Genomic DNA, 25687 nt, shown 5'->3' on the forward strand with positions numbered 1-25687 from the left:
CGACTAACCCGATCTCATCGCGCGTTGGCGGGTCTCACTCAAAGCCATTGGGCATATTGGCTTTCGCAAGCGCCGCAGCGCGTGCCTTCATCCAGCCATCGAGGAAGGCCTTGTCGTCCGACGGTGGGTTCGACTTGCCGTAATCCGTCCAGGCGGCGGCCAGCACCTCCTGGCGCTTGTAAAGAGCGTTGTTGTGCGCCTCCTGCTCGTCGCTCCAGTGGCCGGTTTCCTTGAGCGCCTTCACCGCGCCGGGATGCACGGGAACGACCCAGTTCTTGGTCTGCCGGTCGGCGCCGAGCCCGGCGGCGCCGGGCGCCGAATCCTTGTAGGCGTCGTAGTTGACGATCATCGCCTTGGTGATCGCATAGATCTGGTCGACCGGCTGCGCAGCATAGGCGACGAAGATCGGGTAGGGGTAATTGCCGAGCTGAATCGGCTTGTCCGGCGAGATGCCGGCGCCGCAGGTTGCGGTTTGTGGGAAGAAGAACGAGCCGACCTTTTTCACCCGTGACCAGCCTTCCTTGTCGTCGGCGGGCAGCGGCGGCCACATCAGGCCGCGCGGCGAGGTCTCGGCTTCCTTGGCGGGGCCGGTGATCGTGGTGCCGAAGGCGGCATCGGTGTCGTTGTTGATCAGGCCTTTCCACATCGCGCCGTAGCTTGCGAACTCGACGATCTTGACATCCTTCTGGGTGAGGCCGCCGAACGCGAGCATCGCGAGCGAGTTCTGGTTCAGCGCCGGCGAGCCGACCACGAAGCCGACGCGCTTGCCGCGAAGGTCTTTCATTTCCTTGACGCCGGCATCGGCCGCCACGCCGAGCGCGCCGCAATTGCAGTCGACCGACGACAGCATGAGCTGCAGCGGCTGCGGGCCCCACTCCTTGGCGCCGAACTCGAACACGCCTTCCTGTGCGAAATAGGTACCCGATCCCATCGCCGAGGAGACCGCGCGCTTGGCGCGCAGGGGCGCGAGCCGCGCGACGTCATTGCCGGCCGGCAGCACGCGGACGTCGGTGCCGTATTTGTCCTTCATCATCTTGCCGACGCCGACCGCGATGTTGAAGCCGGCGGTGCCGGTGTCGTAGGCGGTCACCGCCATGGTCGGCGGCAGCTTGATGTCCTCGGCCGAGGCGGGCAGGGCAGCGAAGATCGAAATGCCGGCAAGTGCGGCAGGCGCGAGCGCCATCAGCCGATGGATCATAATTCCTCCCTTTGTTTCGCTGTGCGAAACTTTTCCGGGCGGGATGATTGCATCGTGATCCGGCGATGGCAACGCTACCTCCGGCGCAAGCCGGCGATTTCGGCAGCTGCATCACCGGACAGATTGTCGCGGCTGGACTGGAAGGACGGGATCTCAGGTCTCGACGATCGCGACCGCCTGGCCTTCGGCGATGACATCGTCGATCTTGACCAGAATCGACTTGATTTTGCCTGCTGCAGTCGACGTGACCGGTATTTCCATCTTCATCGCTTCGACGAACGCAATCTCGTCGCCATCGCCGATGCTGCTGCCGGTCTCGACAGGAAGCGCGCAAACGCGCCCGGCAACTTCGGTCACAACCTTGATATCTGGCATTCCACTCTCCGATACCGTCTTGCGGAAATTTCATCCGGCGAACGGCTTTTTGTTGTGGCGGCAGATTGCCTGAGGTAGCTTCTTCTGCAAGTGGAATTTTATTCCGCAGGACGGAATGGAGCCAAGCAAATGGGAAGGCGCTCGGAACGGCTTAGCAGGCAGGGAATGCTCGCCAGCGAGACAGGCGATGGCGATGTCATCCAGGTGGTGTCGCGCGCCTTCGACGTGTTGCGGTGCTTCGAGGGACACGAGGCCCGGCTCGGCAATCTCGAGATCTCGAACCGCTGCGGTTTGCCGCGTTCGACGGTGTCGCGGCTGACGCACACGCTGACGCGGATGGGACAGCTCGTCTATCTGCCGCGCGACCAGAAATATCGCATCGGCCCGAGCGCGGTCGCGATGAGCACCACGATGATGAAGGGGCTGCAGCTGCGCAATCTGATCCGGCTGCGCCTGCAGGATGTCGCCGATCAGTTGCCCGGCACGGTGGGCTTCGTCATCCCCGACCGCTTTCACCTGGTCTATCTGGAGTTCGCCCGCGCGGCGAACGCGCTCGGCCTGCATGAGGCCACCGGCAGCCGGATCTCGATGGCGACCACCGCGGCCGGCCACGCCTACACGGCCGCGCTCGATCCCGCGGTCGGCGACGCGCTGATCGCGGAGATGGAAGGCGAGTTGCCCGACAGCGCCAAGATGCTGACGCCGCGCATCGAGGCCAACCGCCGGCATTTGCAGGAGCACGGCTACGTCGTCGCCTGCGGCCTGTGGAGCCCGCACATCAACGGCGTCGCGGTGCCGCTGTGGTCGCCGCAGTACCAGACCTATGTGGTCACCACGATCGGCCTGCTCTCGGCGATGTATGACGAGGCGCGGCTGCATCGCGAGGTGGCGCCGCAAATGGTCGAGCTCGCGGCCGCACTCGGCAGCCTGCTCGAAGGCGCCGACGGCGACATCTTCAGCAATCGGATCGAACGCAAGTCGCTTCCGGTGACCGCCCATAACAACAACAAAATCATCAAGACGGGAGCAGTGAATGAACTGGAAGCCGGAACTCGACGACCTCGCCCGCCGCGAAGCGTTCGCGCGGGAGATGGGAGGCGTTGACAAGGTCAAGCGGCAACGCGACCAGGGCCGGCTCACGGTTCGTGAGCGCATCGACAAGCTCGTCGACCAGAACAGCTTTCACGAGGTCGGTGCCATCTCCGGCATCGCCGAATATGACGAGAGCAACGAACTCAAGCGCCTGACGCCGGCGAACTGCGTGTTCGGCCGCGCCAGGGTCGACGGCCGCACCGTGGTCGTGGTCGGAGACGACTTCACCGTGCGCGGCGGCTCGGCGGATGCATCGATTTCCGCCAAGCCGCTCATGGCGGAGGAGATGGCGCACGACTTCCGCCTGCCGATCGTTCGCGTGATCGAGGGCTCCGGCGGCGGCGGCTCGGTGAAGACGATCGAGACCAGGGGCGCGGCCAATCTGCCCGGCGGCGTCGGCGGCACGCGCTGGTACTGGTACACGACCGCCAATTTGGCCCGCGTGCCGGTGGTCGGTCTCGGGCTCGGCTCGGTCGCGGGCCTCGGTGCCGCGCGGCTCGCCGCCACGCATTACTCTGTCATGACCAAGAGCTCCGCGATGTTCGTCGCCGGCCCGCCGGTGGTGAAGCGCCTGGGGCAGGATCTGACCAAGCAGGAGCTCGGCGGCGCCGACATCCAGACCCGCGCCGGCGCGATCGATCAGGCCGTCGAGACCGAAGAGGAGGCGTTCGACTACGCGCGGCGCTTCCTGTCCTATCTGCCGCCGTCGGTCTACGACCTGCCGCCGACCATTCCCTGCACCGACGATCCGGAGCGTGCCGAGGAATCGCTGCTCAAGGCCGTGCCGCGCAACCGCCGGCAGGTCTACAAGATGCGGCCGATCATCGATGCCGTCGTCGACAAGGGCTCGTTCTTCGAGGTCGGCACCAATTTCGGCCGCCCGATCATCACCGGATTGGCGCGGATCGAGGGCAGGGCGGTGCTGCTGCTCGCCAGTGATCCGTTCCACTATGGCGGCTCGTGGACCGCGGACGCCTGCCAGAAGGTGGTGCGCTGGGTCGACTTCGCCGAGACCTTCCATCTGCCGGTGGTCTACCTGATGGATTGCCCGGGCTTCATGATCGGGCTCGAGGCGGAGAAGACAGCGACCATCCGCCATGGCGTGCGGGCGATGGCGGCGGTCAACCAGAGCACGGTGCCGTGGTGCACCATCATCATCCGCAACGCCTTCGGCGTCGCCGGCGTGGTGCATCAGCCGGCCAACCGCTTCTCGATGCGTTACGCGTGGCCGTCGGCATATTGGGGCTCGCTACCGCTGGAGGGTGGCATCGAGGCGGCCTATCGCGCCGAGATCGATGCGGCCGCCGATCCCGCGGCCAAGCTGCGCGAGATCGAGGATCGCCTCAACAAGCTGCGCTCGCCGTTCCGCTCGGCCGAGAAGTTCTGGGTCGAGGAGGTGATCGATCCGCGCAAGACGCGTTCGGTGCTCTGCGAGTTCGCGCGTCTCGCCGAACCGATCCGCAAGGCCGGGCCGCCGAGCAACATGTCGACGCGGCCGTAAGGCTTTCACGCCGTCATTCCGGGGCGGTCCGCAGGACCGAACCCGGAATCTCGAGGTTCCGGGTTCATGCTTCGCATGCCCCGGAACGACATGTCTTATTCACTCTCCCGATGCACGTCGTGGATCACGATGCCCATGCCGTTCTCGGGCATCTTGATCCATTCGCGCCGCTTCAGCGAGCGCTTGGTGTCCTCGTGCCCGCTCACCCAATGCTCGCGCATCGAGGTGCCGGAGAATTCGTGGTCCTTGGCGTCGCCCTCATAGGCCTTCTGCTGATAGATCAGCTGCAACAGCGTGATGCCCGGCAGCCGGGCGTTTGCCTTCTTGAGCTGGCGCTCCTCGTCCGAGAGCTGACCGTCGGGGATTTTTCCCAGCGCGTTGTGCAGGGCGGTGCGCAGATTGTAGGTCTTGCGATAGACGTCGGTGTTGTAGCGGGTGCGCGACGAATACATGATGTCCTTGTGCCGGGCCATCACGTCCTGGATGTCGCGCGGCAGCGCGCCGCGCGCCGAGAATAGGTCGACCTGGAACACCAGCGAATTCATGTTGTCTTCCTGGTCGAGCAGATGCTGCAGCGGCGTGTTGGACACGATGCCGCCGTCCCAGAAATGATCGGTACCGACCTTCACCATCGGCAGCGCCGGGGGCAGCGCGCCGCTCGCCATGATGTGCTCGGGGATGATCTCGTCATGGGCATTGTCGAAATAGATGAAGTTGCCGGAGAGCACGTTCACTGCGCCGACCGCGAAGCGTATCTTCTTGGAATTGATGCGGTCGAAATCGACCAACTCAAGCAACGACTCGCGCAGCGGCGTGGTGTCGTAGTAGCTGGTGGCGGTGCGCGCGCCGGCCGGGCTGAACCACGGATTGCTCTGATGCGGGGTGAAGAAGCCGGGTTGTCCGAGCGTCGTCGTCAGCCATGAGCTGGTGAGGTTGCGGGCCTTGCGGAAGACGTCGCCGTCCGGCGTGTAGTGCCAGATCTTGCGGCTGGTGATGCGATCCCAGAACGTGTGCAGCCGCTCGAGCCGCTTTTCGGGCGGATTGCCGGCGATGATAGCCGAGTTGATTGCGCCGATCGAGACGCCGCACACCCAATCGGGCTCGATGTTGGATTCATGGAGCGCCTGATAGACGCCAGCCTGATAGGCACCGAGCGCGCCGCCGCCCTGCAGGACCAGAGCCACGCGATCGCAGCCTTCCGGACGCCAGCCCGGTGTCGCGTGATCGATATCGTCGAAATGCGGCGTTCGCGCGTCCATATCAGACACTCCAGAATTTGCGGCGAGAATTCAGCGCGCCGATGACGCCGTGATGACAAATGCAACGCCCGCGCTCGGCGCATCCGGCATGCCCGCCTGCATGGTTAGCATTGGCCTCATCAACGAAACGCGAGTCACGCAAGCGCAACCGCGGTCATGTACCTGACGGAAATTCCTCACATCGCTGTCAATCTCGGCCGCTAGCTTTCGCGCAAACTTTTCAAACACGAGGTTATTTGCGATGCGCAGGGAAGATCTGCTCAAGCTTCCGTCGATGCCGGCCGCCGGCCCGAGCTATCCCGCCGGTCCGTATCGCTTCATCGATCGCGAATTCCTCGTCATCACCTATGAGACCGATCCGGAGTTGATCCGCGCCGGCCTGCCCGAGCCACTGGAGCCGATCGAGCAGGCGATCGTGCATTACGAATGGATCAAGATGCCCGACAGCTCCGGCTTCGGCAGCTACACCGAGTCCGGCCTCGTGATCCCCGCGCGCCTGCATGGCGAAGAGGTCAACTTCGTCTGCCAGATGTATCTCGACGATGATCCGCCGATCGCGGCCGGCCGCGAGATCTGGGGCTTTCCGAAGAAGTACGCCCATCCGAAGCTCGAGATCGTCAAGGACACGCTGACCGGCACGCTGGAATATGCCGGCCAGCTCGTCGCGATGGGCACGATGGGCTACAAGCACGAGAGCATGGCGGGCAATGGCGACGTCACCCGCGCTACGCTGTCGAAGACGCAAGTTAATCTGAAGATGATCCCCGGCGTCGACGGCCATCTCGAGGTCTGCCAGCTGGTCGCGATCAACCTGACCGACATCGTCGTCAAGGGCTCCTGGATCGGACCCGGCCGGCTCCACCTGGTGCCGCACGTCAATGCACCGGTCGCCGATTTCCCGGTCAAGCGTGTCGTCGGCGCGCATCACTTCCTCGCCGACCTGACGCTGCCGTTCGGCCGCGTCGTGCACGACTACAACAAGGAGGCCGCGGAAGCGGCGGCGCCGACCGGTCTTGCGGCCGAGTAGGGCGGTCGCTGACATAAAACTGTAACAGGCGCGTCCTCCTATGTTGCGTCGAGGGGACGCGCTTGCTCAGCGTTGCGCGTGGGCGAGGTCTTGAACATGTCATTTCGCGCGGTTGCGTTACCGATTGCCTTGGGGGCGGGCCATGCTGGCTGATCCACCTCCCGCTCCGGCAGGGTCGCTGCTGACCCGTGAGGCGGTCCCCGGTCTGGTCTGGGCGTTCCGCCTGCATCACGACGGCCGTGCCGAGGCGCTTCCGATCGATGCGCCGATCGAGCCGAGCCATGACGGAAGGCTGTGGCTGCACTTCAACCTGACCGACGTCCGCACCCGGGCATGGCTTGCCAACATGCACATCCCGCAGCTCGCGCGGGACCTGCTGCTGTCGAATGACAATTTCCAGCAGATCCACGTCGTCGACAATTGCGTCTACGGCGTGTTTTCCGATCTGGTGCGGGATATTGACGCCGCGACCCGGGAGACCGGCTTTCTCCGCTTTGCGATGACCGAACGCCTCCTGGTCAGCGGCCGCCATCAGGCGCTGTGCTCCGCCGATGCGACGCGCCGCGTGCTCGAGGGCGGCCATCGCGTCGGCAGCGTCGCGGCGCTATTGGAAAAGATCGTCAACGAGATCGCCGACACCATGGACCGCATGACGGACAAGATCGGCACCGATATCGATGCGATCGAGGAGCGGGTGCTCGCCGAGGATACCGGATCGGAGCTGCGCAAGAATCTGAGCCGGATGCGCCGCACCTGTGTGCGCCTGCATCGCCAGCTCGCCGGCCTGCGCGTGCTGTTTCACCGGCTCGAGCAGAAGAACACCGACAATCTCAGCCCGGCGCTGCGGCTGCAGGCCGGCAAGCTCGCGCAGCGGCTCGACGGTCTCGACCACGACATCGTCGAACTGCACGAGCGCAGCCGCCTGCTCGAGGAGGAGCTGCGCTTCAAGCTCGAGGAGGAGAGCAACAAGCATCTCCACGCCTTGTCCGTCGTCACCATGATGCTGCTGCCGCCGACGCTCGTCACCGGCATCTTCGGCATGAACACCAAGGGATTGCCGTTGACCGACGTCGACAGCGGGTTCCTGGTCGCGGCCGGCCTTCTGATTGGGTCGGCGCTGCTGGCTTATCTGCTGATGCGGCGGCTCGGCATCGTCAAATAGTGCGAGCGCACCGCGGCATTCCCGATGTGCAGAGTTCTTTCCCGCGCGATGTTGGTGGCCGCGGCCCTTGCGCTCGGCGCGCCGGCGAATGCCGAAGACAAGCCGATCGCCGAGCGGATTGCTGATACGCGGGCTGCACTCGAGGAGGCCGGCTACCAGTTCAGCCTGACCTATATCGGTGAGGGGTTTTCCAACGTCTCCGGCGGTGTCAGCAACGGCGCGGCCTATACCGGCCGTCTCGATCTCGGCACCACCATCGACCTCGAGAAGGTGATGGGCTGGACCGGTGCGACCTTCCACGCCAACATATACCAGATCCACGGCGACGGGCTGTCGCGGAGCTATGTCGGCAACCTGTTCCTGGTGTCCGGCGTCGAGTCGCTGCCGGCGACGCGGCTCTATGAATTCTGGATCGAGCAGAAGCTGCTCGGCGGCAAACTCTCGGTGCGCGTCGGCCAGCAGGGCTCGGACGTCGAGTTCATCGACAGCCAGTACGACGACATCTTCATCAATTCGGCGCTCGGCTGGCCCGGCATTGTCGGCACCATTCTGCCGGCCGGCGGACCGTCGCCGCCACTTGCCGTGCCCGGCATCCGGATCAAGGCCAATCTGTCCGACCGCATCACCGCCTATCTGGCCTTGTTCGACGGTTCGGCTTCGCCGCCGCAGGGCATGGACGACCCGCAGATATTGAACGCCCACGGGCTCAATTTCCGGGTCAACGATCCGCCATGGTGGATCGGCCAGCTCAAATACAAGTTCGAGATCGGCGAGAGCAGGCTGCCGGCGACCATCACCGGCGGCGCCTGGTATCACATGGGCTCGTTCGCCGACCAGCGCTTCTCGGCCGACGGGCTCTCGCTCGCCGATCCCGACAGCTCCGGCGACACGCGATGGCTGCGGCGGGACAACGGCATCTTCATGGTCTATGAGCAGCTGCTTGCGCGCGCCAGGCCGGACGCTGACAAGGGCGTTGCGTTCTTCATGCGCGCCTCGGTCAGCCCGTCGGACCGCAACCTGATCAGCACCTATGTCGACGGCGGCTTCCTGTTCACCGGTTTCAGCGAGACCTATCCGGACGATCGGTTCGGCATCGCCGCGATCTATGCCAGGATTTCGGACGCCGCGCGTGCGCTCGACCGCGACACCCAGATCATCACGGGCACGCCGTATCCGATCCGCGACTACGAAGCGATCCTCGAGATCACCTACCAGCACGTGGTGAACCCGAATTTCACCATGCAGCCGATGTTTCAATACATCGCCCATCCCGGCGGCGGCGCCGTCGATCCCAATGATCCGACGCAAACGCATCGGATCAAGGACAGCGTGGTGTTCGGGATGCGCACCATCCTGTCGTACTGACCGGCGCACGTCGCGCAGGCAGCGGCCTCAGGCCGCGACCGGCTTCGGCTCCGCCACCGATTTCGGCTGCGGCCGCGCGATCGCCAGCGCGATCAGCGCGGCAAAGATGCACAGCGCACCGGCAATGAAGAACGCCGGCAGGTAGCTCTGATAGATCGTGCGCGACAGTCCGGCGCCGAACGCGGCGGCGCCTGCGCCGAGCTGGTGCCCGGCGAAGATCCATCCGAACACCAGATTGGCGCGCTCGGCACCGAAGCGCTGCGCGGTGAGGCGCACCGTCGGCGGTACCGTCGCGATCCAGTCGAGGCCATAGAACATCGCGAACAGCGACAGCCCGTAGAACGTGAAGTCGGAGAACGGCAGGAACAGCAGCGACAGCCCGCGCAGGCCGTAATACCAGAACAGCAGATAGCGGTTGTCGTAGCGGTCCGACAGCCAGCCCGAGACGATGGTGCCGAAGAAATCAAAGATCCCCATCGCGGCGAGCAGGCTTGCAGCCTGCACCTGCGGGATGCCGTAGTCCAGGCACATCGGGATCAAATGAACCTGGACCAGGCCGTTGGTCGAGGCGCCGCAGACGAAGAAGGTCGCGAACAGGATCCAGAACACCGAGGACTTCGCGGAGTCGCGCAGCGTGCCGAGCGCGGCGGCCACGATCGGCACATTGGCCGGCGGCGGCGCGGGAAGCGGCGCGGTGCCCTCGTCGCCGAACGGACGCAGCCCGACGTCGTTCGGCCGGTCGCGCATCACCATCAGCACGGCAAAGGCGGCGACGCCGAGCATGACGCAGACCAGCCCAAGCGCGACACGCCAGCCGTAGCGCTCGGTCAGTGTCGCAAGCAGCGGCAGGAAGGCGAGCTGTCCCGTCGCGACGCTTGCTGTGAGGATGCCGACCACGAGGCCGCGCCGCGCCACGAACCAGCGCGCCGCGATCGTCGCGCCGAGCACCAGCGCGGTCATCCCGGTGCCGATCCCGATCACGACACCCCACAGCAGGATGAGCTGCCAGACCTGGGTCATGGCGAGCGAGGCCAATAGACCGCAGACCACGATCAGCTGCGCCGCCAGCGTCACGTTGCGCAGGCCGTAGCGGTTCATCAGCGCGGCGGCGAACGGCGCCATCAGCCCGAACAGGATGAAGCGGATCGACAGCGCCGAGGAAATCTCGGCGGTGGACCAGCCGAACTCCTTCTGCAGGGGCACGATGAACACGCCGGGCGCGCCGACGGTGCCGGCGGAGATCAGCGCGGCAAGGAAAGTCACGGCCACCATCACCCAGCCGTAGTGGATGTTGCGGCGGGCGAGGGTGGAAGCAAGCCAGTTCGAGATCATTGTGTTCCGGATCGATTGCGGTGAAAGCTTTGCGTGATGCGCAATATGGCACGAGGGAGCCATGGCTAAAATGCCATAGTTCCCTCGTTTTAGGACTCGGACGCCAGGCCGTCGTATTGCCTCATGGACGCCTTTCATAACTAACCGTCACTGCGAGGAGCGAAGCGACGAAGCAATCCATCGTTCGGTTCGCGAGGAGAGATGGATTGCTTCGCGTCGCTCGCAATGACGGCATACCGGATCAGTGCGCGACCCGCTCGACGGCGATCGCGGTGGCTTCGCCGCCGCCGATGCACAGCGCGGCAACGCCGCGCTTCAGGTTCTGCGCCTCCAGCGCGTGCAGCAGCGTCACGATCAGCCGCGCGCCGGTGGCGCCGATCGGATGGCCGAGCGCGCAGGCGCCGCCGTTGATGTTCAGCCTGTCCCTGGGAATGCCGAGGTCGCGCTGCGCCGCCATCGCGACCACCGCAAACGCCTCGTTGATCTCGAACAGGTCGACATCGCCGACGCTCCAGCCGACCTTGTCGAGCAGTTTTCTGATCGCCGGGATCGGCGCTGTCGTGAACCACTGCGGCTCCTGGCTGTGGGTGGCGTGGCCCTTGATCTCGACCAGAACAGGCAATCCATCGCGATCGGCGAGCGAGCGCCGGCTGAGGATCAGCGCTGCGGCGCCGTCGGCATTGGCGGATGAGGCGGCCGGTGTGATGGTGCCGCCCGCCCGGAATGCCGGCTTCAGGCCGGGGATTTTTGCCGGATCGACCTTCAGCGGGTGCTCGTCATTGGCAACGATGCGCGGGCCGGCCTTCTCGGCGAGCGTGATCGGCGCGATCTCGGCCTTGAAGGCGCCGCCCTCGACCGCCTTGCGGGCACGGCTCAGCGTCTCCATCGCGAACGCGTCCTGGTCGGCGCGGGTGAACTGATAGGCCTCCGCGGTCGCCTCGCCGAAATCGCCCATCGAGCGGCCGGTCTCATAGGCGTCCTCGAGCCCATCCATCATCATGTGATCGATGATGCGGTCGTGGCCGGCGCGATAACCGCCGCGCGCCTTCTGCAACAGATACGGCGCATTGCTCATGCTCTCCATGCCGCCGGACAGCACGATCTCGGCCGAGCCGGCCTTGATGATGTCGTGGGCGAGCATGGTCGCCTTCATGCCGGAGCCGCAGACCTTGTTGACGGTGGTGGCGCCGGTGGCGTCCGGCAGTCTGGCGCCGCGGGCGGCCTGGCGGGCAGGGGCCTGGCCCTGGCCGGCGGGCAGCACGTTGCCCATGAACACCTCGTCGATGCGCTCGGGCGCGAGTCTTGCGCGCTCCAGCGCCGCGCCGATCACATGCGAGCCGAGCCTGTGCGCCGGCAGCGGCGCGAGCTCGCCCATGAAGCGGCCGAGCGGGGTGCGGGCGGCGGAGAGGATGACGACGGGATCGGTGCTGGTTGCCATGGCAGGAGTCCCTTCAATGCCGGGGATTTGATTGAATTATTGTCATCATATGATGCAATGCAAAAATTGCAACTGCGGCTCTCATGACAAAATGTCGTGTTCGCATGAGTTGGGGATGGGATCACCGCCATCACCAATGTCGGCCTGGCGAAAGCTTGGATACATAACCACCGACTTTTGTTGTGGGAAAGGCCGCGGCCCCAGTATTGCGAGGCAATTCGCATTCGGGGTAATGGGTCCTGGCCTTCGCCAGGACGACGAGGAAGATGGTTCTCGATTCAAAGTGTTCACCACGCGATGTCGTCACCCGCGCATGCGGGTGATCCAGTATTCCAGAAGCCGCAATGCTTGAGCCGAGAGGCCGCGGCGTACTGGATGCCCGCATGAGCGGGTGATGACACCGGGGAGAATGAGAGTCCACGGTTGCTTCCCAGGCGTCGTCCCTGCGAAAGCAGGGACCCATACTCCGCGGCGGATGGTTGTTGAAGCGACTCGTCGTTCCAACATCGCGCAACAATCAGCATCGGTGGTTACGGGTCCCTGCTTTCGCAAGGACGACACCGAGTGTTGGGCGCCTCTTGTGAGTCACACGTCGCATTCTCGGCATGAATCGCCCGAGCTTTGCATCGACCGCGAAGCGCCCTCGATCGGGTGAGACGGACAAACCATACACTGGTTTGGTCTTCGCTTGCGTCGTCGGGCAAATCAGTGATTGAGAATTTCGCCGGGCGGCGGCGCATCCGAGCTTGTCTGCGATTTGATCTAATCCGACCGCCAGGCGCCGAGCAGAAATCGTCGCTTCGGCGCGAAGCCCGCTTGTTTCTGCACGTCCGGCAGGTCGACGGCATAACGCCGCATCAGCAGCCGGATTGCGATCGCGATGATCACAAAGGGCGCCAGGTAGATCGCGAAAACTTCGAAGGCGTTCATGTCGTCCTCCGCGGCTTCGGAACAGGCATGCTAGCACGATCATCGCGCGCGCGGGCAGCTAAAACTGTACCGGCACCGCTGAGTTGGCGTTAACCGAATTCCGAACGCTGATCAATTCAAGGTTGCGAAATACGGGTCTGTTTACCGATCCGGCGCTAAGGCTGGCGGATTGTGCAATGGAAAGTCCCACCGCAATGTCCGTGATCGCCGTCGAGCAGCCGTCCGCCCGCATTCCGCTCTCCGTCAAGATCGGCTTCAGCGCCTTCATGGCCGTCCTGGTGCCGGTGTACACCTACTGTTACGGGCCGACCAACTTTCTGTATTTCTGCGACGTCTGCCTGATCCTCACCTTGATCGGGATCTGGACCGAGAGCGCGCTGTTGATTTCGATGTGCGCCGTCGGACTCCTTGTGCCGCAAACATTTTGGGTGATCGACTTTCTCGCCCATGTCGCCGGCTACTCGCTCACCGGAATGACCGACTACATGTTCGACCAGAACCTGTCGCTGTTCCTGCGGTTCCTGTCGGGCTTCCACGGCTGGCTGCCGTTCCTGCTGCTGTTCCTGGTCTGGCGGCTCGGCTATGACCAGCGCGCGCTGATCGCCTGGAGCGTGCTGGCATGGGCGCTGCTGCTGATCTGCTACTTTGTGATGCCGGGACCGCGGCCGGACCCGGGCATGACTCCGGTCAACATCAACTACGTCTTCGGCACCAGCGACAGGGCGGCGCAAGGCTTCGTGCCGCCGCTGGTGTGGCTGGCCGGCCTGATGATCGGCCTGCCGCTGCTCGCTTTCATACCCACCCATTTCATGCTGCGGCGCGCCGTGCCGCCGGTGTAGGCCTGCGCTTCGCGAGGCTGCGCTATCCCGTCGCCGCGGATACCATCGTGCATGGCCGCATGCGGCGGCTTCGATTGACAGCAATCGCCTCGGCGCTACGCTGCCGGAACAGGGCATTTTCCCAAGCGACTCAAGACAGATTCAAAGCGCCGCAAGCACGATCAAGAACCAAGACCCAGAAGAACAAGGAAAAAGGGCAGGACACGCCGTGACACGCGTCATCGCGTCTTGAGCGGGACCACGCGGACCTCCGCGCTCGCGCCATTTCGCATCCGCAGCTATCGCTTTCAATGGCCGTCCGATCTGCTCACCTCGTGGGCGTTCGAGGTCGAGACGCTGGTGCTCGGCTGGTACATCATGGTCGAGACCGGCTCGGTGCTGCTGTTGACCGTGCTGGCGTCGCTGCAATATGTCGGCACGCTGGTCGCGCCGGTCGTCGGCATGATCGGCGACCGCATGGGGCACCGCGATCTCCTCGCCGTGATGCGCTTTGCCTATACGGCGCTCGCCGGCACCATCATGACGCTGGCGCTGACCGGGCATCTCGCCCCGCTCAACGTCATGATTATCGTCGCGATCATGGGCGTGATCCGCCCGTCGGATCTCGGCGTGCGCGGCGCGCTGCTCGCCGACATCATGCCGCCGGAGCAGCTGGTGGGCGCCATCAGCCTGGCGCGCACCACGCAGGACTCGGCGCGCATCGCAGGAGCCCTGACCGGGGCCGGATTGTTCGCGGCGCTCGGCATCGGCTATGTCTACGTCGGGATCGCCGGCTTCTATTTCGTCGCCGCCATCCTGATGCTCTGCATGAGCCGCCCCAAGTCGCATGGCACGACCGATCTCGCGGCCGGCGACGCGCCGGGTTCAAAGCTGCTGCGCGACCTCAAGGAGGGCATCGTCTATGCCTGGAGCGGCCCGGGCATGCGCGCCGCGCTCTGCGTCGCGTTCCTGGCCAACCTCACCGCGTTTCCACTGACCAACGGCCTGTTGCCCTATGTCGCGCGCGACATCTTCCTTACCGACCAGACCGGGCTCGGCTATCTCTCGGCAAGCTTTGCGGTGGGCTCGCTGATCGGCTCGATCACGCTCAGCATGGCCGGCGGGGTACGCATCGCGCGGCTTCTGATCGGCGCGACGCTCGCCTGGTACGCCATGCTCCTGGTGTTCGTCGAGCTCCGGACCATGCCGGTCGCGATGGCCTGCCTGCTGCTCGCCGGCATCGCGCAGAGCATGTCGATGATCTCGGCCGCCGTGATGCTGATGCGCAACGCCAGCGCGCATCTGCGCGGTCGCGTCATGGGCGTGCGCATGATGGTGATCTACGGCCTGCCGCTCGGGCTGCTCGCTGCCGGCAGCCTGATCGACCTGATCGGCTACACCGCGACCGGCACGCTGCTCGCCGCCGCCGGCTTCATCGCCATGCTGGCGATCGCGCTGCACTGGCGCGCCGACCTCTGGCCGACCCACGCCCCGGCCAACGCCCGGTGAGGGGCGCGGCGCGATGCCGCGCCGCGGTCGCCGATGCGCCAAAAGGACGCGACAGCGCGGGCAAGCTGTCGTAGATCATTTTCGACGCTCCCATTTGCAGTGCCCAGTTCCAGTGCCAGGCCTTTTTCGTTTGATATTGTAATGCTCCGTCTTTTGACCCGCCTTGGACTGCGATTCGACGACATCGTCGAGGAGCGCCGATTTGTAGACCAGTACGTGCGGGGCAATATCGGCTGGACACAGGTCGCGATGCTGCTCGGCGCCTTTACCTATGCCGGATATGCGTTCTGGGATTGGGTGCTCTATCCCGACGTCGTGGCGACCACGCTGGCGATCCGCGGCGGGGTCGCCGTGCTGGTCTTGCTGCCGCTCACCGCCTTGCTCTCGGTGCCCGCGATGAAGCCGTGGGCCGAGACGATCTTCCTCGTCTATTGCGTCGTTCCAGGCTGCGTGCTGCCGAGCGTCTACCTCGTGCTGCCCTCGGGATTCACCTATGCGGCACCCGGCGTGATGATGGTGATCCTGTTCGTCTCGACCATGCTGCCGCTCCGGATCGGGCCGCTGGCCGTGTTCTGTCTCACGACATGGATTGCGCTATGCATCGCTGAATCACTCGGGCCGGCGTTGCCGCCGGGCTTGCGCTTCATCAATCATTCCCTCGTCATCAATGCCTATGCGTTGTCGCTTTACGCCGTCGCCGCCCGCGAGTTCCGCGCGCGCCAGCAGTTCCGGACGGCGCAGGCGCTGAAACGTGAAAAGGAGCGCTCGGAAGCCTCGTTGCGCGATTTGCACGCGACGCAATCGCAGCTCGTGCAGGCCGAGAAGCTGGCCTCGCTCGGGCAGCTCGTCGCCGGTGTCGCACATGAGGTCAGCACGCCGCTTGGCCTGGCGCTGACCACATCAACGACCATGGAGGCGGACCTTCGCGCGATGGGCGAGGCGCTGAAGGGCGCAGCCGTCCGGCGCTCCGACCTGACAAGGGGCATTGCACGGATCGAGAACGGCCTTCGACTGACCTCGGAAAACCTGCATCGGGCATCCGAGATGGTGCACAGCTTCAAGCAGGTCGCCATCCACCACGCCGACGAGGAGCGCCATACATTCGAGCTCGGCGGATGGCTGTCCGAGCTGATCGCGAAGCTCGGGCCGCTGCTGTCCCGGCAGGGATTGATCGTCGAACTCGACTGCCCGCAAGGCATCGTTCTGAGCAGCTATCCCGGCGCGCTGGCGCAGGTGATCAGCAACCTGGCGTTCAACGCCGCGGCGCACGCTTATCCCGACGGCCGCGGCGGACGCTTCACCATGACGGTGACGCAGCCGGATCAGGCGCTGGCGCGGATCGCCTGCGCCGACCAAGGCGTCGGCATCCGCGAGGATTTGCAAGCCCGCGTGTTCGATCCGTTCTTCACCACCGGGCGGGAGCGGGGCAATATCGGCCTCGGCCTGCACATCGCCTTTAACACCGTCGTGTCGTCGCTCAGCGGCCGGATCGCGCTGGAGAGCGAACCGGGCCGCGGCACGCTGGTGTTGATCGAGATCCCTGTCTCCAGCTGAGCGCTGGCGGCTACCGCTTCCGGTCCAAAAACCCCTGCAGCAGCCGCTGCGGCTCGCCGGTCTGGAACGACTTTCCGAACACGCCGACGCTGAGGTTCACCGACTCGGTCAGCGGCAGCTCTTCCCATTGCCGCAGCAGATCCTTCTGGATCCGTAGCGCCTCGGGGCCGCATTCCAGCAGCGCCTTGACGGTGTGCTCGACGGCTTGGTCGAGGCCGCCGGGTTTTGCCACGGTGTCGACCAGGCCCCAGGCGACCGCGGTTTGAGCGTCGATGTTCTCCGCGGTCATCATCAGCCAGCGGGCGCGGCCCCAGCCGATCAGGCGCGGCAGCAGCGCGGCGTGGATCACCGAGGGGATGCCGACGCGCACCTCGGGCATGCCGAACATCGCGTCATGCGCGGCGACGCGGACGTCGCAGGCCGCCGCGACCTCGAGGCCGCCGCCGAGGCACCAGCCGGGCAGGCGGGCGATCACCGGCGCCGGGAATTTGCGCACGGCCTCGCAGAGGTCGCGCAGCCGGCTGATGAATGCTTCGGCGGATGGCTGGTCGAGCCTCGCCATTTCCTTGATGTCGGCGCCGCCGATCATGCTGCGCTCGCTTTCGCCGGTCAGGATCACCGCGCGGATGCTCGGATCGGCGGCCAGATGCTCAAAGCCCTCGCGCACGCCGTTGGTGACGGCGGAACTCACGATGTTCAGCTTGCCGGCGTTGCAGATGGTCAGGCGGACGACGCCTCTGTCGTCGCGGGCGATGCCGCAGTGGGGATTGAGCATGTCCATGGAAAAAGTCCCGGCGCAGGATTGGATCGACAAGTCATTCCGGGATGGTGCGCAAGCACCAGACCCGGAATCTCGAGATTCCGGGTTCGACGCTTGCGTCGCCTCGGAATGACTTGGGCCATGTCCCGGACAAAGCATGGCTCTGTCAAGGGACCGGGTGCGGCGGTTGCGCCGAGGGACACGGATCTATAGAATTATAATTATCATATAAATGGAGCCGTCATGACTGCCGCCGAAAGCATCGATCTTCATTCGCCCGATTTGCGGCGCGCCCGCGTGGTGGAATGGCAGGCGCCGGGACCCGTGGCGAAGGCGGCGCTGCCGATGTCCGGGATCGAGGCGATGCGCGCGATCCGCGACGGCCGGTTGCCGCCGCCGCCGATGGCGAAACTGATCGGCTTCCGCATGGCGGTGGTCGACGAGGGCCGCATCGTGATGGAACTCGAGCCGCATGAGAGCCTGGAAAACACCATCGGCCTGCTGCACGGCGCGACCGCCGCGGCGCTGCTCGATACCGCGATGGGCTGCGCGATCTCGACCATGCTGCCGGCGGGGCAGACCTCGGTGACGCTCGACCTCAAGCTGACCTATCTGCGGCCGCTGTCGGCACGGTCGGGCACCATCAGCGCCGAAGGCAAGGTGATCAAGCTCGGCCGCCAGACCAGCTACGCCGAGGGCTTCGTCCGCGACGGCAGGGGCAATCTTGCGGTGCACGCGACCGCGACGTTTTCGATGCTCGGCGGGGAACCCAAAGTGCCCGACAAGGCGAAATAACTGCAGCATTCCGGCCGCAAATCTGCTATTATATGATTAGAAACATTCCATGAGAGCGGCATGCGCTATTCGAAAGAACACAAGCAGGAGACCCACGCGCGGATCGTCAAGAAGGCCGCGACGCGGCTGCGCGAGCGGGGCGCCCACGGCATCGGCGTCGCCGACCTGATGAAGGACGCCGGCCTGACCCATGGCGGCTTCTACGCGCATTTCGACTCGCGCGAGGCGCTGGTGATCGAGGCCTTCAGCTACGCGATGGACCGCGCCATCGAGCGCTGGCGCAAGGTCGCCGCGGACACGCCGCCGGAGAAGCGGCTTTCGACCATCATCGACGGCTATCTTTCGGCGGTGCACCGCGACGATCCCGGCCAGGGCTGCGCGATCCCGGCGCTCGGCGCCGAGATCGCCCGCGAGAGCCCGAAGACCCGCAAGGCGTTTGCCCTCAAGCTCGACCAGATGATCGACATGATGGCCGACCAGATCCTGGACGTGCCGCGCAAGGCCGCCCGCAAGCAGGCGACGGCGACGCTGGCGACCATGATGGGCACCATCGTGATGTCGCGCATCGCCGGAAGCGGCGAAATGTCCGACGAGATCCTGTCGGCGGGCCGCGAGGCGGTGCTGGGACGTGCCGCCGCGGCCAAGGCGCCGGCGAAGAAGGCGAAGGTAAATTAGACGATATGCTTCTCCAACGTCGTCCCGGCGAGGGCCGGGACGACGGCGAAATTATTGCCTGCTGAACAGCGCGCTCAGCTTCCACGGTCTCGTAGGCTGCGAACCGGCGATCAGTCCGGAAGCCCTGCTTCGCGGAGGCCTTTGATAAAGCGCGCAAGATCCTCCGCTCGACGAAATGGCGCCAACTCTTCCAGATTGGAGATGCGCAAATTGGGAGCGCGTTCGCGTAGACGTGCGATGGCCTTTTGAGCCGGCTCGAGGCGTCCAGTGAGCGCATTGCTGGCGGCGAACATGCAGATGGCCAGCAGGAAATCCGGATTGTCGCGCAATGTCTTTTCGGCCCATGACGATGCCATATCGTAGTGGCCCGAGAGAAAATGCGCATACGATACGGCTCCGTGGTTGGCGTACATCGACGGATCGAGCGGGCTCAGGCGCATGGCACGCGCGGCGTAGTCAAGCACGAGGTCGGGCTCGCCTCTGAAGGCTCTGACCCAAGCACCGAGATTCCAAGCCATTGCCAGGTTCGGATTGATCGTCAGTCCGCGATCCACGAACGCAATGGCATCATCGAATTTGTGCGCTATGAAGGCGAGTACATATGCTCCCATGCACATCGCTGCCGGGTCATCTGCTCCCAGATGCACGGCCTTCCATCCGAGCCGCGTAGCTTCGGCAGTTTCCTGCGCACGATCGATCATCCAGCGTCGCGCTCTGCGCTGGATGTAGCACCATCCGGCCATGCCATAGGCGCACGCCAGACCGGAATCGAGCTGGATCGCCTTGTAGAAGAGCTGGAGCGCTTCGCTGTTTGCATCCTTCGTCCACCGACGGGCGGTCGCCAAGCCACGCAGGTAATAGTCATATGCGTCCAGATTTTCGGTTGGCTTGCGCGTGGCTCGCTTGATTTCCTCGCGCTGCAGCATGGGTGCGATTGCGCCTACCACGGTAGACGTCACCTGGTCCTGTAGATCGAAGATATCTTCGAGCGCGCCGTCAAGGCGGTCGGCCCAGAGATGCGCGCCGGTTTCAGCATCGATAAGCTGACCGGCGATACGAATGCGGTTTCCGGCCTTGCGCACGCTCCCTTCGAGCACATAGCGCACCGCGAGTTCGCGGCCGACCTGCTTGATGTCGACGGGCCGGCCCTTGTAGGTGAAGCTCGAATTGCGCGCGATCACAAACAGCCAATGAAACCGCGACAGGGCCATCGTGATGTCTTCTACGACGCCGTCGGCGAAATACTCCTGCTCCGGGTCGGCGCTAAGGTTCTGGAAGGGCAGCACGGCAATCGAGGGCTTGTCGGGGAGCTTGAGGGGAGGCTGCCGCGGTTCTATCGGCTCGGCGCCCCTTGCCGCGCTTGCCGTCGTCCGCTCTTCCCGGACCGCACCGATGAACCGGAAACCTTTGCGTGGCAGTGTCTTGATGAGGCGCTGCTGCTCACCGGAGTCGCCGATTGCGCTCCGCGCAGCGTTTAACCGAGTGGTCAAGGCTGCATCGGACACACTGCGCCCATTCCAGATGGCGTGGATGACGTCGTCTTTGCTGACGACGCGATCCCTGTTGCGGATCAGAAAGTCGAGCAGGTCGAATACCTGCGGCGCGACGCAAACCATGTCCGTTCCGCGATGCAACTCGCGCCGGTCCGTGTCGAGTGCGTACTCCTCGAAGAGATAGCGCAAGCCGCGAATCCCTTGGGTGTGCCTCGGAATGATCGTGAGGCGCCTTGGCACCGCTTGGTATGCCAAGAATAAGCCGCCGATGAGGAAATTGTAAGCCGACTGTTAAGCGCGCAAGCGCATGCCGCGGCATCTTGTCCGGGTGGAAAGGACGTATCCCGGAGGTGCAGCAATGAGCACGATCTACAGTCCAGCGCGTTCAGCCCAGGCGACCACATCGACGCCGCGGATCGTGAGCGCCTTCAAGGGCTTTTGGGATGCAATTCAGGAATGGCGCAAATGGGAGCGGCTGCGCACCGATCTCGGCAGCCTGAGTGACCGGGAGCTCATGGACATCGGGATCTCGCGTGGCGAGGTCGATTACGTCGCCTCCAACCGGGATGCCGACCCGCGCGGCATCCGATCCGTCTGACGTCGTCGGTGAGCGCTACACCCCGCTGAACAGCGCGCGCTCGGCTTCCACCGTCTCGTAGATGTAGTCCGCCACCGCGCGGATGCGGGCGAGATCCTTGCTGTCGGCGTGCATCAGGAGCCAGAAGGTGCGCGAGATCCGCACCTCGTCCGGCAGTACCGGCTGCAACTCGGGGTGGGCTGTCGCCATGAAGTGGGGCAGCACGGCGATGCCGAAGCCGGCGATGGTGGCGTTGAGCTGCGCGATCAGATTGGCGCTGCGGAATTTCGCCGAGATCTTTGGCGAGACCTGCGGCAGGTAGTCCAGCTCCGGCGTGAACAAGAGCTCCTCGATGTAGCCGACGAAGCGATGCCGCGGCAGGTCGGCGCGTGCGGCAATTGCCGGCGCCTGGGCGAGATAGGCGGGTGCGGCATAAAGCCCGAGCGTGTAGTCCAGGAGCTTGCGGCCGACGATGCGGCCTTCCTTCGGCATGGTCAGGCTGATCGCGATGTCGGCCTCGCGCTTGGAGAGCGAGAACAGCCGCGCGGTGGCGACGAGCTGCAGATCGAGATCGGGATACCGCTCGGTGAACTTGACCAGCCGCGAGGCCAGGAAATGGCTGCCGAAGCCGTCGGGCGCGCCGATCCGCACCGTGCCGGTGAGATGGGCGCGCGAGCCGCCGACCGCCTCCTGGTTGGCGACGATGGTGGATTCCATCGCCTCCGCGCTGTCGGCGACGCGCTGGCCGGCCTCGGTCAGCAGATAGCCGGTCTTGCGCCGATCAAACAGTTTTGCGGAGAGGTGGCGCTCCAGCCGGTCGACACGGCGGATCACTGTGGCATGATCGACGCCGAGCTGCTTGGCGGCAGCCGAAACCGACCCGCCGCGCACGATGGCGAGCACGAAACGGAAGTCGTCCCAGTCGATTGTGCCGCCGCCTTGATCCAGCATTTCCGCACATCTATGGTGCAATTTATCGGACTTGAATCCCATAAAATGCAGGGTCAATAGGGTTTGTAAAGCGATCCCGCCGCGAGGAGCGGCGATTCAGGTGCTTCAGGGAGGTTTTTCCATGCGCTCAATCGGACATTTCATCGGTGGCAAGGAGGTCAAGGGCACGTCGGGCCGTACGGCTGACGTCTTCGAGCCGATGACCGGCGAGGTCCAGGCCAAGGTGGCGCTGGCCTCCAAGGCCGAGCTCCGCGCCGCGGTCGAGAACGCCAAGGCCGCCCAGCCGGAATGGGCCGCCACCAACCCGCAGCGCCGCGCCCGTGTCATGATGCGGTTCCTCGAGCTGGTGCAGCGCGACTACGACAAGCTTGCCGAGCTGCTGGCGCGCGAGCACGGCAAGACCGTTCCCGACGCCAAGGGCGACATCCAGCGCGGCCTCGAGGTCGCCGAGTTCGCCTGTGGCATCCCGCATCTGATGAAGGGCGAGTACACCGAGGGCGCCGGCCCCGGCATCGACATCTATTCGATGCGCCAGCCGCTCGGCGTGGTCGCCGGCATCACGCCGTTCAACTTCCCGGCGATGATCCCGATGTGGAAGTTCGCGCCGGCGATCGCCTGCGGCAACGCCTTCATCCTCAAGCCGTCTGAACGCGATCCCGGCGTGCCGATGAAGCTCGCCGAATTGATGATCGAGGCGGGCCTGCCGGCCGGCATCCTCAACGTCGTCAACGGCGACAAGGAGGCGGTCGACGCCATCCTCGACGATCCCGATATCAAGGCGATCGGCTTCGTCGGCTCGACCCCGATCGCGCAATACATCTACGAGCGCGCCGCGCAGACCGGCAAGCGCTGCCAATGCTTCGGCGGCGCCAAGAACCACGCCATCGTGATGCCGGATGCCGACATGGACCAGACGGTCGATGCGCTGATCGGCGCCGGCTACGGCTCCGCCGGCGAGCGCTGCATGGCCGTCTCGGTCGCGGTGCCGGTCGGCAAGACCACCGCCGACCGCCTGATGGAGAAGCTGATCCCGCGCGTCGAGTCGCTCAAGATCGGCACCTCGGTCGATCCGTCGGCCGATTACGGCCCGCTGGTGACCCGCGAGGCGGTCGAGAAGGTCAAGAGCTACATCGACATCGGCATCAAGGAAGGCGCGACGCTCGCGGTCGACGGCCGCGGCTTCAAGATGCAGGGCTACGAGAAGGGCTTCTATCTCGGCGGTTCGCTGTTCGACAACGTCACCAAGGACATGCGGATCTACAAGGAAGAGATCTTCGGCCCGGTGCTATCGGTGGTGCGCGCCCACGACTATCACGAGGCGCTGGCGCTGCCGTCCGACCATGACTACGGCAACGGTGTTGCGATCTTCACCCGCGACGGCGACGCCGCGCGCGACTTCGCCGCCAAGGTCAATGTCGGCATGGTCGGCATCAACGTGCCGATCCCGGTGCCGATCGCCTACTACACCTTCGGCGGCTGGAAGAAGTCCGGCTTCGGCGACCTCAACCAGCACGGTCCGGACTCGATCCGCTTCTACACCAAGACCAAGACGGTGACCTCGCGCTGGCCGTCCGGCGTCAAGGAAGGCGCGGAGTTCTCGATTCCGACGATGAAGTAAACTCGTCCCGAGAGGCGAAGCATGCAGTTCGCTCTCAACGAGGACCAGATCGCGGTTCGCGACATGGCGCGGGCGTTTGCGGCGGAGAAAATCGCGCCGCACGCGCTCGAATGGGACGAGACAAAGCACTTTCCGGTCGACGTGATGCGCGAGGCGGCGGGCCTCGGCATCGGCGGCATCTATATCAAGGATGATGTCGGCGGCTCGGCGATGACGCGGTTCGACGCGGCGCTGATCTTCGAGGCTCTGGCGACGGGGTGCCCGACCACGTCGGCCTTCATCTCGATCCACAACATGGCGTCCTGGATGATCGATGCCTACGGCAACGACACCCAGCGCCACACATGGCTGCCGAAGCTCTGCACCATGGAGCTGATCGCGAGCTACTGCCTGACCGAGCCGGGTGCCGGCTCCGACGCGGCCGCGTTGCGCACCCGCGCGGTGCGCGACGGCGATCACTACGTGCTCAATGGCCAGAAGCAGTTCATCTCTGGCGCCGGCAGCACCGACCTGCTGGTGGCGATGGTGCGCACCGGCGGCGAGGGTCCGGGCGGCGTCTCGACCCTGGTCATCGACGGCAAGACGCCGGGCGTGTCGTTCGGCAACAATGAGCGCAAGATGGGCTGGAATGCGCAGCCGACCCGCGCTGTGATGTTCGAGAACGCGCGCGTGCCGGTCGAGAACCGGCTCGGCGAGGAGGGCATCGGCTTCAAGATCGCGATGGCCGGGCTCGACGGCGGCCGTCTCAACATTGCGGCGTGCTCGCTCGGCGGCGCGCAGGCGGCGCTCGACAAGGCGCTGGCCTACATGAAGGACCGCAAGGCGTTCGGCAAGCGGCTCGACGAATTCCAGGCGCTGCAGTTCAAGATCGCCGACATGGCGACCGAGCTGGAAGCCGCACGCACCTTCCTGTGGCGCGCGGCCGCCGCGCTCGACCGCAAGGATCCGGACGCTTCCATGCTCTGTGCGATGGCCAAGCGGTTCGGCACCGATGTCGGCTTCGAGGTCGCCAACCAGGCGCTGCAGCTGCACGGCGGCTACGGCTATCTCAGCGAATACGGTGTCGAGAAGATCGTGCGCGATCTGCGCGTGCACCAGATCCTCGAAGGCACCAATGAAATCATGCGGCTGATCGTGTCGCGCAAGTTGATCGAGGGCGCGCGATGAATGATGCGGCAGCAGCCGAAGGCGATCTGATCGCGCGCAAGGAAGGTTCTGCCGGCATCATCCGGCTCAACCGGCCGAAGGCGATCAATGCCGTGACGCTGGAGATGTTCCACGACATCGACAGGGCGCTCGATGCGTTTGAAGCCGATCGGGATGTCGCAGTGATCGTGCTGGAAGGCGCCGGCGAGCGCGGCCTGTGCGCCGGCGGCGACATCCGCGCGCTCTGGGAAAGCTCGAAGGTCAAGGGCGATCTCGGCAAGATCCTGTGGCGCGACGAATACATCCTCAACGCGCGGATCAAGAAATTCCCAAAGCCCTATGTCGCCTTCATGGACGGCATCGTGATGGGCGGCGGCGTCGGGCTGTCGGCGCATAGCCGCCACCGCGTGGTGACGGAGCGGACCAAGCTCGCGATGCCCGAGGTCGGCCTCGGCTTCTTCCCCGATGTCGGCGGCACCTATCTACTGTCGCGCTCGCCGGGTGAGATCGGCACCTATTTCGGGCTCACCGGCACCACGATGAACGGTCCCGATGCGATCTACGCCAAATTTGCCGACGCCGTGGTGCCGAGCGCAAAGCTGCCGGCGCTGCGCGAGGCGCTGACCAAGGTTGCGCCGGGTACGAGTTCGGCCGAGATTGATCGGCTGATCGGAGGCTTCGCGACTAGCGAGACGGCTGGCCCTGTCGCCGCGATGCAGGCCAAAATCGACGGCTGGTTCGCACACGGCCGGATGGAAGACGTCGTCGCCGCGCTGACGGCCGACGGCTCCGACCTGGCGCAGGCTGCGCTGAAGACGCTCGGTGAGAAGTCGCCGCGCGGCATGGTGGTGACGCTGAAACTGCTGCGGCTGGCGCGCGCGACCGCGACGCTGGAAGAGTGCCTGAAGCGCGAATATCGCGCCGCGCTCGAGGTGTTCGCCAGCGACGATTTCCGCGAGGGCGTGCGCGCCGCCGTGATCGACAAGGATCGCAATCCGACATGGTCGCCGGCCGGGATCGAACAGGTGACGCCGGAGATGCTCGCGCCTTACTTTGCCGAGATCGGCGCCGACGAATTGAAATTTCCCGACAGCAAATAGAAACGTCGCAAG

General features: G+C 64.9%; 23 protein-coding genes. 14 read left to right on the forward strand and 9 right to left on the reverse strand.

Annotated elements, in window-relative coordinates; all coding sequences use genetic code 11:
• Positions 1-34 precede the first annotated feature (34 nt).
• Positions 35-1198 (reverse strand): TAXI family TRAP transporter solute-binding subunit, encoded by a 1164-nt coding sequence (locus QA639_RS18730; RefSeq protein WP_283090417.1) that lies wholly within the window; start codon positions 1196-1198, stop codon positions 35-37.
• Positions 1199-1351: 153 nt separating this feature from the next.
• On the reverse strand, positions 1352-1573 hold the full coding sequence (locus QA639_RS18735) for an acyl-CoA carboxylase biotin carboxyl carrier protein subunit (RefSeq protein ID WP_028335004.1): 222 nt from the start codon (positions 1571-1573) through the stop codon (positions 1352-1354).
• Positions 1574-1702: 129 nt separating this feature from the next.
• Here QA639_RS18735 and QA639_RS18740 point away from each other — a divergent pair, with 129 nt between their 5' ends.
• Together QA639_RS18740 and QA639_RS18745 are read left to right on the forward strand one after the other, a co-directional pair.
• A complete protein-coding gene (locus QA639_RS18740) occupies positions 1703-2677 on the forward strand; it encodes an IclR family transcriptional regulator (RefSeq protein WP_028335005.1) in 975 nt (324 codons plus the stop codon).
• Complete coding sequence (locus tag QA639_RS18745) at positions 2607-4166, forward strand: acyl-CoA carboxylase subunit beta (protein WP_028335006.1); 1560 nt, start codon at positions 2607-2609, stop codon at positions 4164-4166. Before QA639_RS18740 ends, QA639_RS18745 begins: the two co-directional genes overlap by 71 nt.
• 95 nt (positions 4167-4261) lie before the next feature.
• On the opposite strand, the gene QA639_RS18750 is transcribed toward QA639_RS18745, so the two are convergent.
• Positions 4262-5425, reverse strand: a complete 1164-nt coding sequence (locus QA639_RS18750; RefSeq protein ID WP_028335007.1) for a patatin-like phospholipase family protein — start codon at positions 5423-5425, stop codon at positions 4262-4264.
• A gap of 241 nt (positions 5426-5666) precedes the next feature.
• Between QA639_RS18750 and QA639_RS18755 the strand changes: the two genes are divergently transcribed.
• The 3 genes from QA639_RS18755 to QA639_RS18765 all read left to right on the forward strand — a co-directional run bounded on the left by QA639_RS18755 (position 5667) and on the right by QA639_RS18765 (position 8979).
• Entirely contained in the window at positions 5667-6452 is a 786-nt protein-coding gene (locus tag QA639_RS18755; RefSeq protein ID WP_018271149.1) for an acetoacetate decarboxylase, read from the forward strand.
• Positions 6453-6594: 142 nt separating this feature from the next.
• Positions 6595-7614 (forward strand): transporter, encoded by a 1020-nt coding sequence (locus tag QA639_RS18760; RefSeq protein WP_157344780.1) that lies wholly within the window; start codon positions 6595-6597, stop codon positions 7612-7614.
• Between the two features lie 48 nt (positions 7615-7662).
• Positions 7663-8979 (forward strand): carbohydrate porin, encoded by a 1317-nt coding sequence (locus QA639_RS18765; RefSeq protein WP_157344902.1) that lies wholly within the window; start codon positions 7663-7665, stop codon positions 8977-8979.
• 27 nt (positions 8980-9006) lie between these two features.
• Here the strand turns inward: QA639_RS18765 and QA639_RS18770 are convergent, their stop codons facing one another.
• The 3 genes from QA639_RS18770 to QA639_RS18780 form a co-directional block, all read right to left on the reverse strand.
• Positions 9007-10311 carry an MFS transporter gene (locus QA639_RS18770; protein WP_283090418.1) on the reverse strand — a complete coding sequence of 435 codons (1305 nt, stop codon included), beginning with the start codon at positions 10309-10311 and terminating at the stop codon, positions 9007-9009.
• A 241-nt stretch (positions 10312-10552) separates the two neighbouring features.
• Entirely contained in the window at positions 10553-11749 is a 1197-nt protein-coding gene (locus QA639_RS18775) for an acetyl-CoA C-acyltransferase (protein WP_283090419.1), read from the reverse strand.
• Between the two features lie 762 nt (positions 11750-12511).
• Complete coding sequence (locus QA639_RS18780; RefSeq protein WP_198400183.1) at positions 12512-12679, reverse strand: hypothetical protein; 168 nt, start codon at positions 12677-12679, stop codon at positions 12512-12514.
• A gap of 176 nt (positions 12680-12855) precedes the next feature.
• Here QA639_RS18780 and QA639_RS18785 point away from each other — a divergent pair, with 176 nt between their 5' ends.
• From QA639_RS18785 to QA639_RS18795, 3 genes are all read left to right on the forward strand, one after another.
• Positions 12856-13518: a hypothetical protein gene (locus tag QA639_RS18785; protein WP_283090420.1), complete on the forward strand. Its 663-nt coding sequence runs from the start codon at positions 12856-12858 to the stop codon at positions 13516-13518.
• 228 nt (positions 13519-13746) lie between these two features.
• The gene (locus QA639_RS18790) at positions 13747-15006 is read left to right on the forward strand and encodes an MFS transporter (RefSeq protein ID WP_050386744.1); all 1260 of its coding nucleotides are present in this window, start codon (positions 13747-13749) and stop codon (positions 15004-15006) included.
• Between the two features lie 141 nt (positions 15007-15147).
• On the forward strand, positions 15148-16560 hold the full coding sequence (locus tag QA639_RS18795) for a sensor histidine kinase (RefSeq protein ID WP_050386743.1): 1413 nt from the start codon (positions 15148-15150) through the stop codon (positions 16558-16560).
• A 10-nt stretch (positions 16561-16570) separates the two neighbouring features.
• Here the strand turns inward: QA639_RS18795 and QA639_RS18800 are convergent, their stop codons facing one another.
• Complete coding sequence (locus QA639_RS18800) at positions 16571-17341, reverse strand: enoyl-CoA hydratase (RefSeq protein WP_283090421.1); 771 nt, start codon at positions 17339-17341, stop codon at positions 16571-16573.
• Between the two features lie 222 nt (positions 17342-17563).
• Between QA639_RS18800 and QA639_RS18805 the strand changes: the two genes are divergently transcribed.
• Positions 17564-18115, forward strand: coding sequence for a PaaI family thioesterase (locus QA639_RS18805; RefSeq protein ID WP_157344774.1), 552 nt, complete (start codon positions 17564-17566; stop codon positions 18113-18115).
• Positions 18116-18175: 60 nt separating this feature from the next.
• The gene (locus QA639_RS18810) at positions 18176-18790 is read left to right on the forward strand and encodes a TetR/AcrR family transcriptional regulator (protein WP_157344772.1); all 615 of its coding nucleotides are present in this window, start codon (positions 18176-18178) and stop codon (positions 18788-18790) included.
• 110 nt (positions 18791-18900) lie between these two features.
• Here the strand turns inward: QA639_RS18810 and QA639_RS18815 are convergent, their stop codons facing one another.
• Positions 18901-20472, reverse strand: coding sequence for a winged helix-turn-helix domain-containing tetratricopeptide repeat protein (locus QA639_RS18815; protein WP_283090422.1), 1572 nt, complete (start codon positions 20470-20472; stop codon positions 18901-18903).
• Positions 20473-20641: 169 nt separating this feature from the next.
• On the opposite strand from QA639_RS18815, the gene QA639_RS18820 reads away from it, so the two are divergent.
• On the forward strand, positions 20642-20881 hold the full coding sequence (locus QA639_RS18820) for a DUF1127 domain-containing protein (protein WP_283090423.1): 240 nt from the start codon (positions 20642-20644) through the stop codon (positions 20879-20881).
• A gap of 15 nt (positions 20882-20896) precedes the next feature.
• On the opposite strand, the gene QA639_RS18825 is transcribed toward QA639_RS18820, so the two are convergent.
• Positions 20897-21811: a LysR family transcriptional regulator gene (locus tag QA639_RS18825; protein WP_028335019.1), complete on the reverse strand. Its 915-nt coding sequence runs from the start codon at positions 21809-21811 to the stop codon at positions 20897-20899.
• Positions 21812-21932: 121 nt separating this feature from the next.
• Between QA639_RS18825 and QA639_RS18830 the strand changes: the two genes are divergently transcribed.
• From QA639_RS18830 to QA639_RS18840, 3 genes are read left to right on the forward strand one after another with little or no spacing between them, the layout of a single operon-like run.
• On the forward strand, positions 21933-23429 hold the full coding sequence (locus tag QA639_RS18830) for a CoA-acylating methylmalonate-semialdehyde dehydrogenase (protein WP_028335020.1): 1497 nt from the start codon (positions 21933-21935) through the stop codon (positions 23427-23429).
• Positions 23430-23450: 21 nt separating this feature from the next.
• The gene (locus tag QA639_RS18835) at positions 23451-24596 is read left to right on the forward strand and encodes an isobutyryl-CoA dehydrogenase (protein WP_283090424.1); all 1146 of its coding nucleotides are present in this window, start codon (positions 23451-23453) and stop codon (positions 24594-24596) included.
• Positions 24593-25675, forward strand: coding sequence for an enoyl-CoA hydratase/isomerase family protein (locus tag QA639_RS18840; RefSeq protein WP_283090425.1), 1083 nt, complete (start codon positions 24593-24595; stop codon positions 25673-25675). Before QA639_RS18835 ends, QA639_RS18840 begins: the two co-directional genes overlap by 4 nt.
• The last annotated feature ends 12 nt before the right edge of the window (positions 25676-25687 follow it).

It is taken from the genome of Bradyrhizobium pachyrhizi, from assembly GCF_029714545.1.
GTDB classification, from domain to species: Bacteria; Pseudomonadota; Alphaproteobacteria; order Rhizobiales; family Xanthobacteraceae; genus Bradyrhizobium; species Bradyrhizobium pachyrhizi.

Excerpts from the sequence above, each read along its gene's own strand:
- QA639_RS18730 (WP_283090417.1), bottom strand. The coding sequence starts at position 1,198 with ATGATCCATCGGCTGATGGCGCTCGCGCCTGCCGCACTTGCCGGCATT.
- QA639_RS18735 (WP_028335004.1), bottom strand. The coding sequence starts at position 1,573 with ATGCCAGATATCAAGGTTGTGACCGAAGTTGCCGGGCGCGTTTGCGCG.
- QA639_RS18740 (WP_028335005.1), top strand. The coding sequence starts at position 1,703 with ATGGGAAGGCGCTCGGAACGGCTTAGCAGGCAGGGAATGCTCGCCAGC.
- QA639_RS18745 (WP_028335006.1), top strand. The coding sequence starts at position 2,607 with ATGAACTGGAAGCCGGAACTCGACGACCTCGCCCGCCGCGAAGCGTTC.
- QA639_RS18750 (WP_028335007.1), bottom strand. The coding sequence starts at position 5,425 with ATGGACGCGCGAACGCCGCATTTCGACGATATCGATCACGCGACACCG.
- QA639_RS18755 (WP_018271149.1), top strand. The coding sequence starts at position 5,667 with ATGCGCAGGGAAGATCTGCTCAAGCTTCCGTCGATGCCGGCCGCCGGC.
- QA639_RS18760 (WP_157344780.1), top strand. The coding sequence starts at position 6,595 with ATGCTGGCTGATCCACCTCCCGCTCCGGCAGGGTCGCTGCTGACCCGT.
- QA639_RS18765 (WP_157344902.1), top strand. The coding sequence starts at position 7,663 with ATGTTGGTGGCCGCGGCCCTTGCGCTCGGCGCGCCGGCGAATGCCGAA.
- QA639_RS18770 (WP_283090418.1), bottom strand. The coding sequence starts at position 10,311 with ATGATCTCGAACTGGCTTGCTTCCACCCTCGCCCGCCGCAACATCCAC.
- QA639_RS18775 (WP_283090419.1), bottom strand. The coding sequence starts at position 11,749 with ATGGCAACCAGCACCGATCCCGTCGTCATCCTCTCCGCCGCCCGCACC.
- QA639_RS18780 (WP_198400183.1), bottom strand. The coding sequence starts at position 12,679 with ATGAACGCCTTCGAAGTTTTCGCGATCTACCTGGCGCCCTTTGTGATC.
- QA639_RS18785 (WP_283090420.1), top strand. The coding sequence starts at position 12,856 with ATGGAAAGTCCCACCGCAATGTCCGTGATCGCCGTCGAGCAGCCGTCC.
- QA639_RS18795 (WP_050386743.1), top strand. The coding sequence starts at position 15,148 with ATGCTCCGTCTTTTGACCCGCCTTGGACTGCGATTCGACGACATCGTC.
- QA639_RS18800 (WP_283090421.1), bottom strand. The coding sequence starts at position 17,341 with ATGGACATGCTCAATCCCCACTGCGGCATCGCCCGCGACGACAGAGGC.
- QA639_RS18805 (WP_157344774.1), top strand. The coding sequence starts at position 17,564 with ATGACTGCCGCCGAAAGCATCGATCTTCATTCGCCCGATTTGCGGCGC.
- QA639_RS18810 (WP_157344772.1), top strand. The coding sequence starts at position 18,176 with ATGCGCTATTCGAAAGAACACAAGCAGGAGACCCACGCGCGGATCGTC.
- QA639_RS18820 (WP_283090423.1), top strand. The coding sequence starts at position 20,642 with ATGAGCACGATCTACAGTCCAGCGCGTTCAGCCCAGGCGACCACATCG.
- QA639_RS18825 (WP_028335019.1), bottom strand. The coding sequence starts at position 21,811 with ATGCTGGATCAAGGCGGCGGCACAATCGACTGGGACGACTTCCGTTTC.
- QA639_RS18830 (WP_028335020.1), top strand. The coding sequence starts at position 21,933 with ATGCGCTCAATCGGACATTTCATCGGTGGCAAGGAGGTCAAGGGCACG.
- QA639_RS18835 (WP_283090424.1), top strand. The coding sequence starts at position 23,451 with ATGCAGTTCGCTCTCAACGAGGACCAGATCGCGGTTCGCGACATGGCG.
- QA639_RS18840 (WP_283090425.1), top strand. The coding sequence starts at position 24,593 with ATGAATGATGCGGCAGCAGCCGAAGGCGATCTGATCGCGCGCAAGGAA.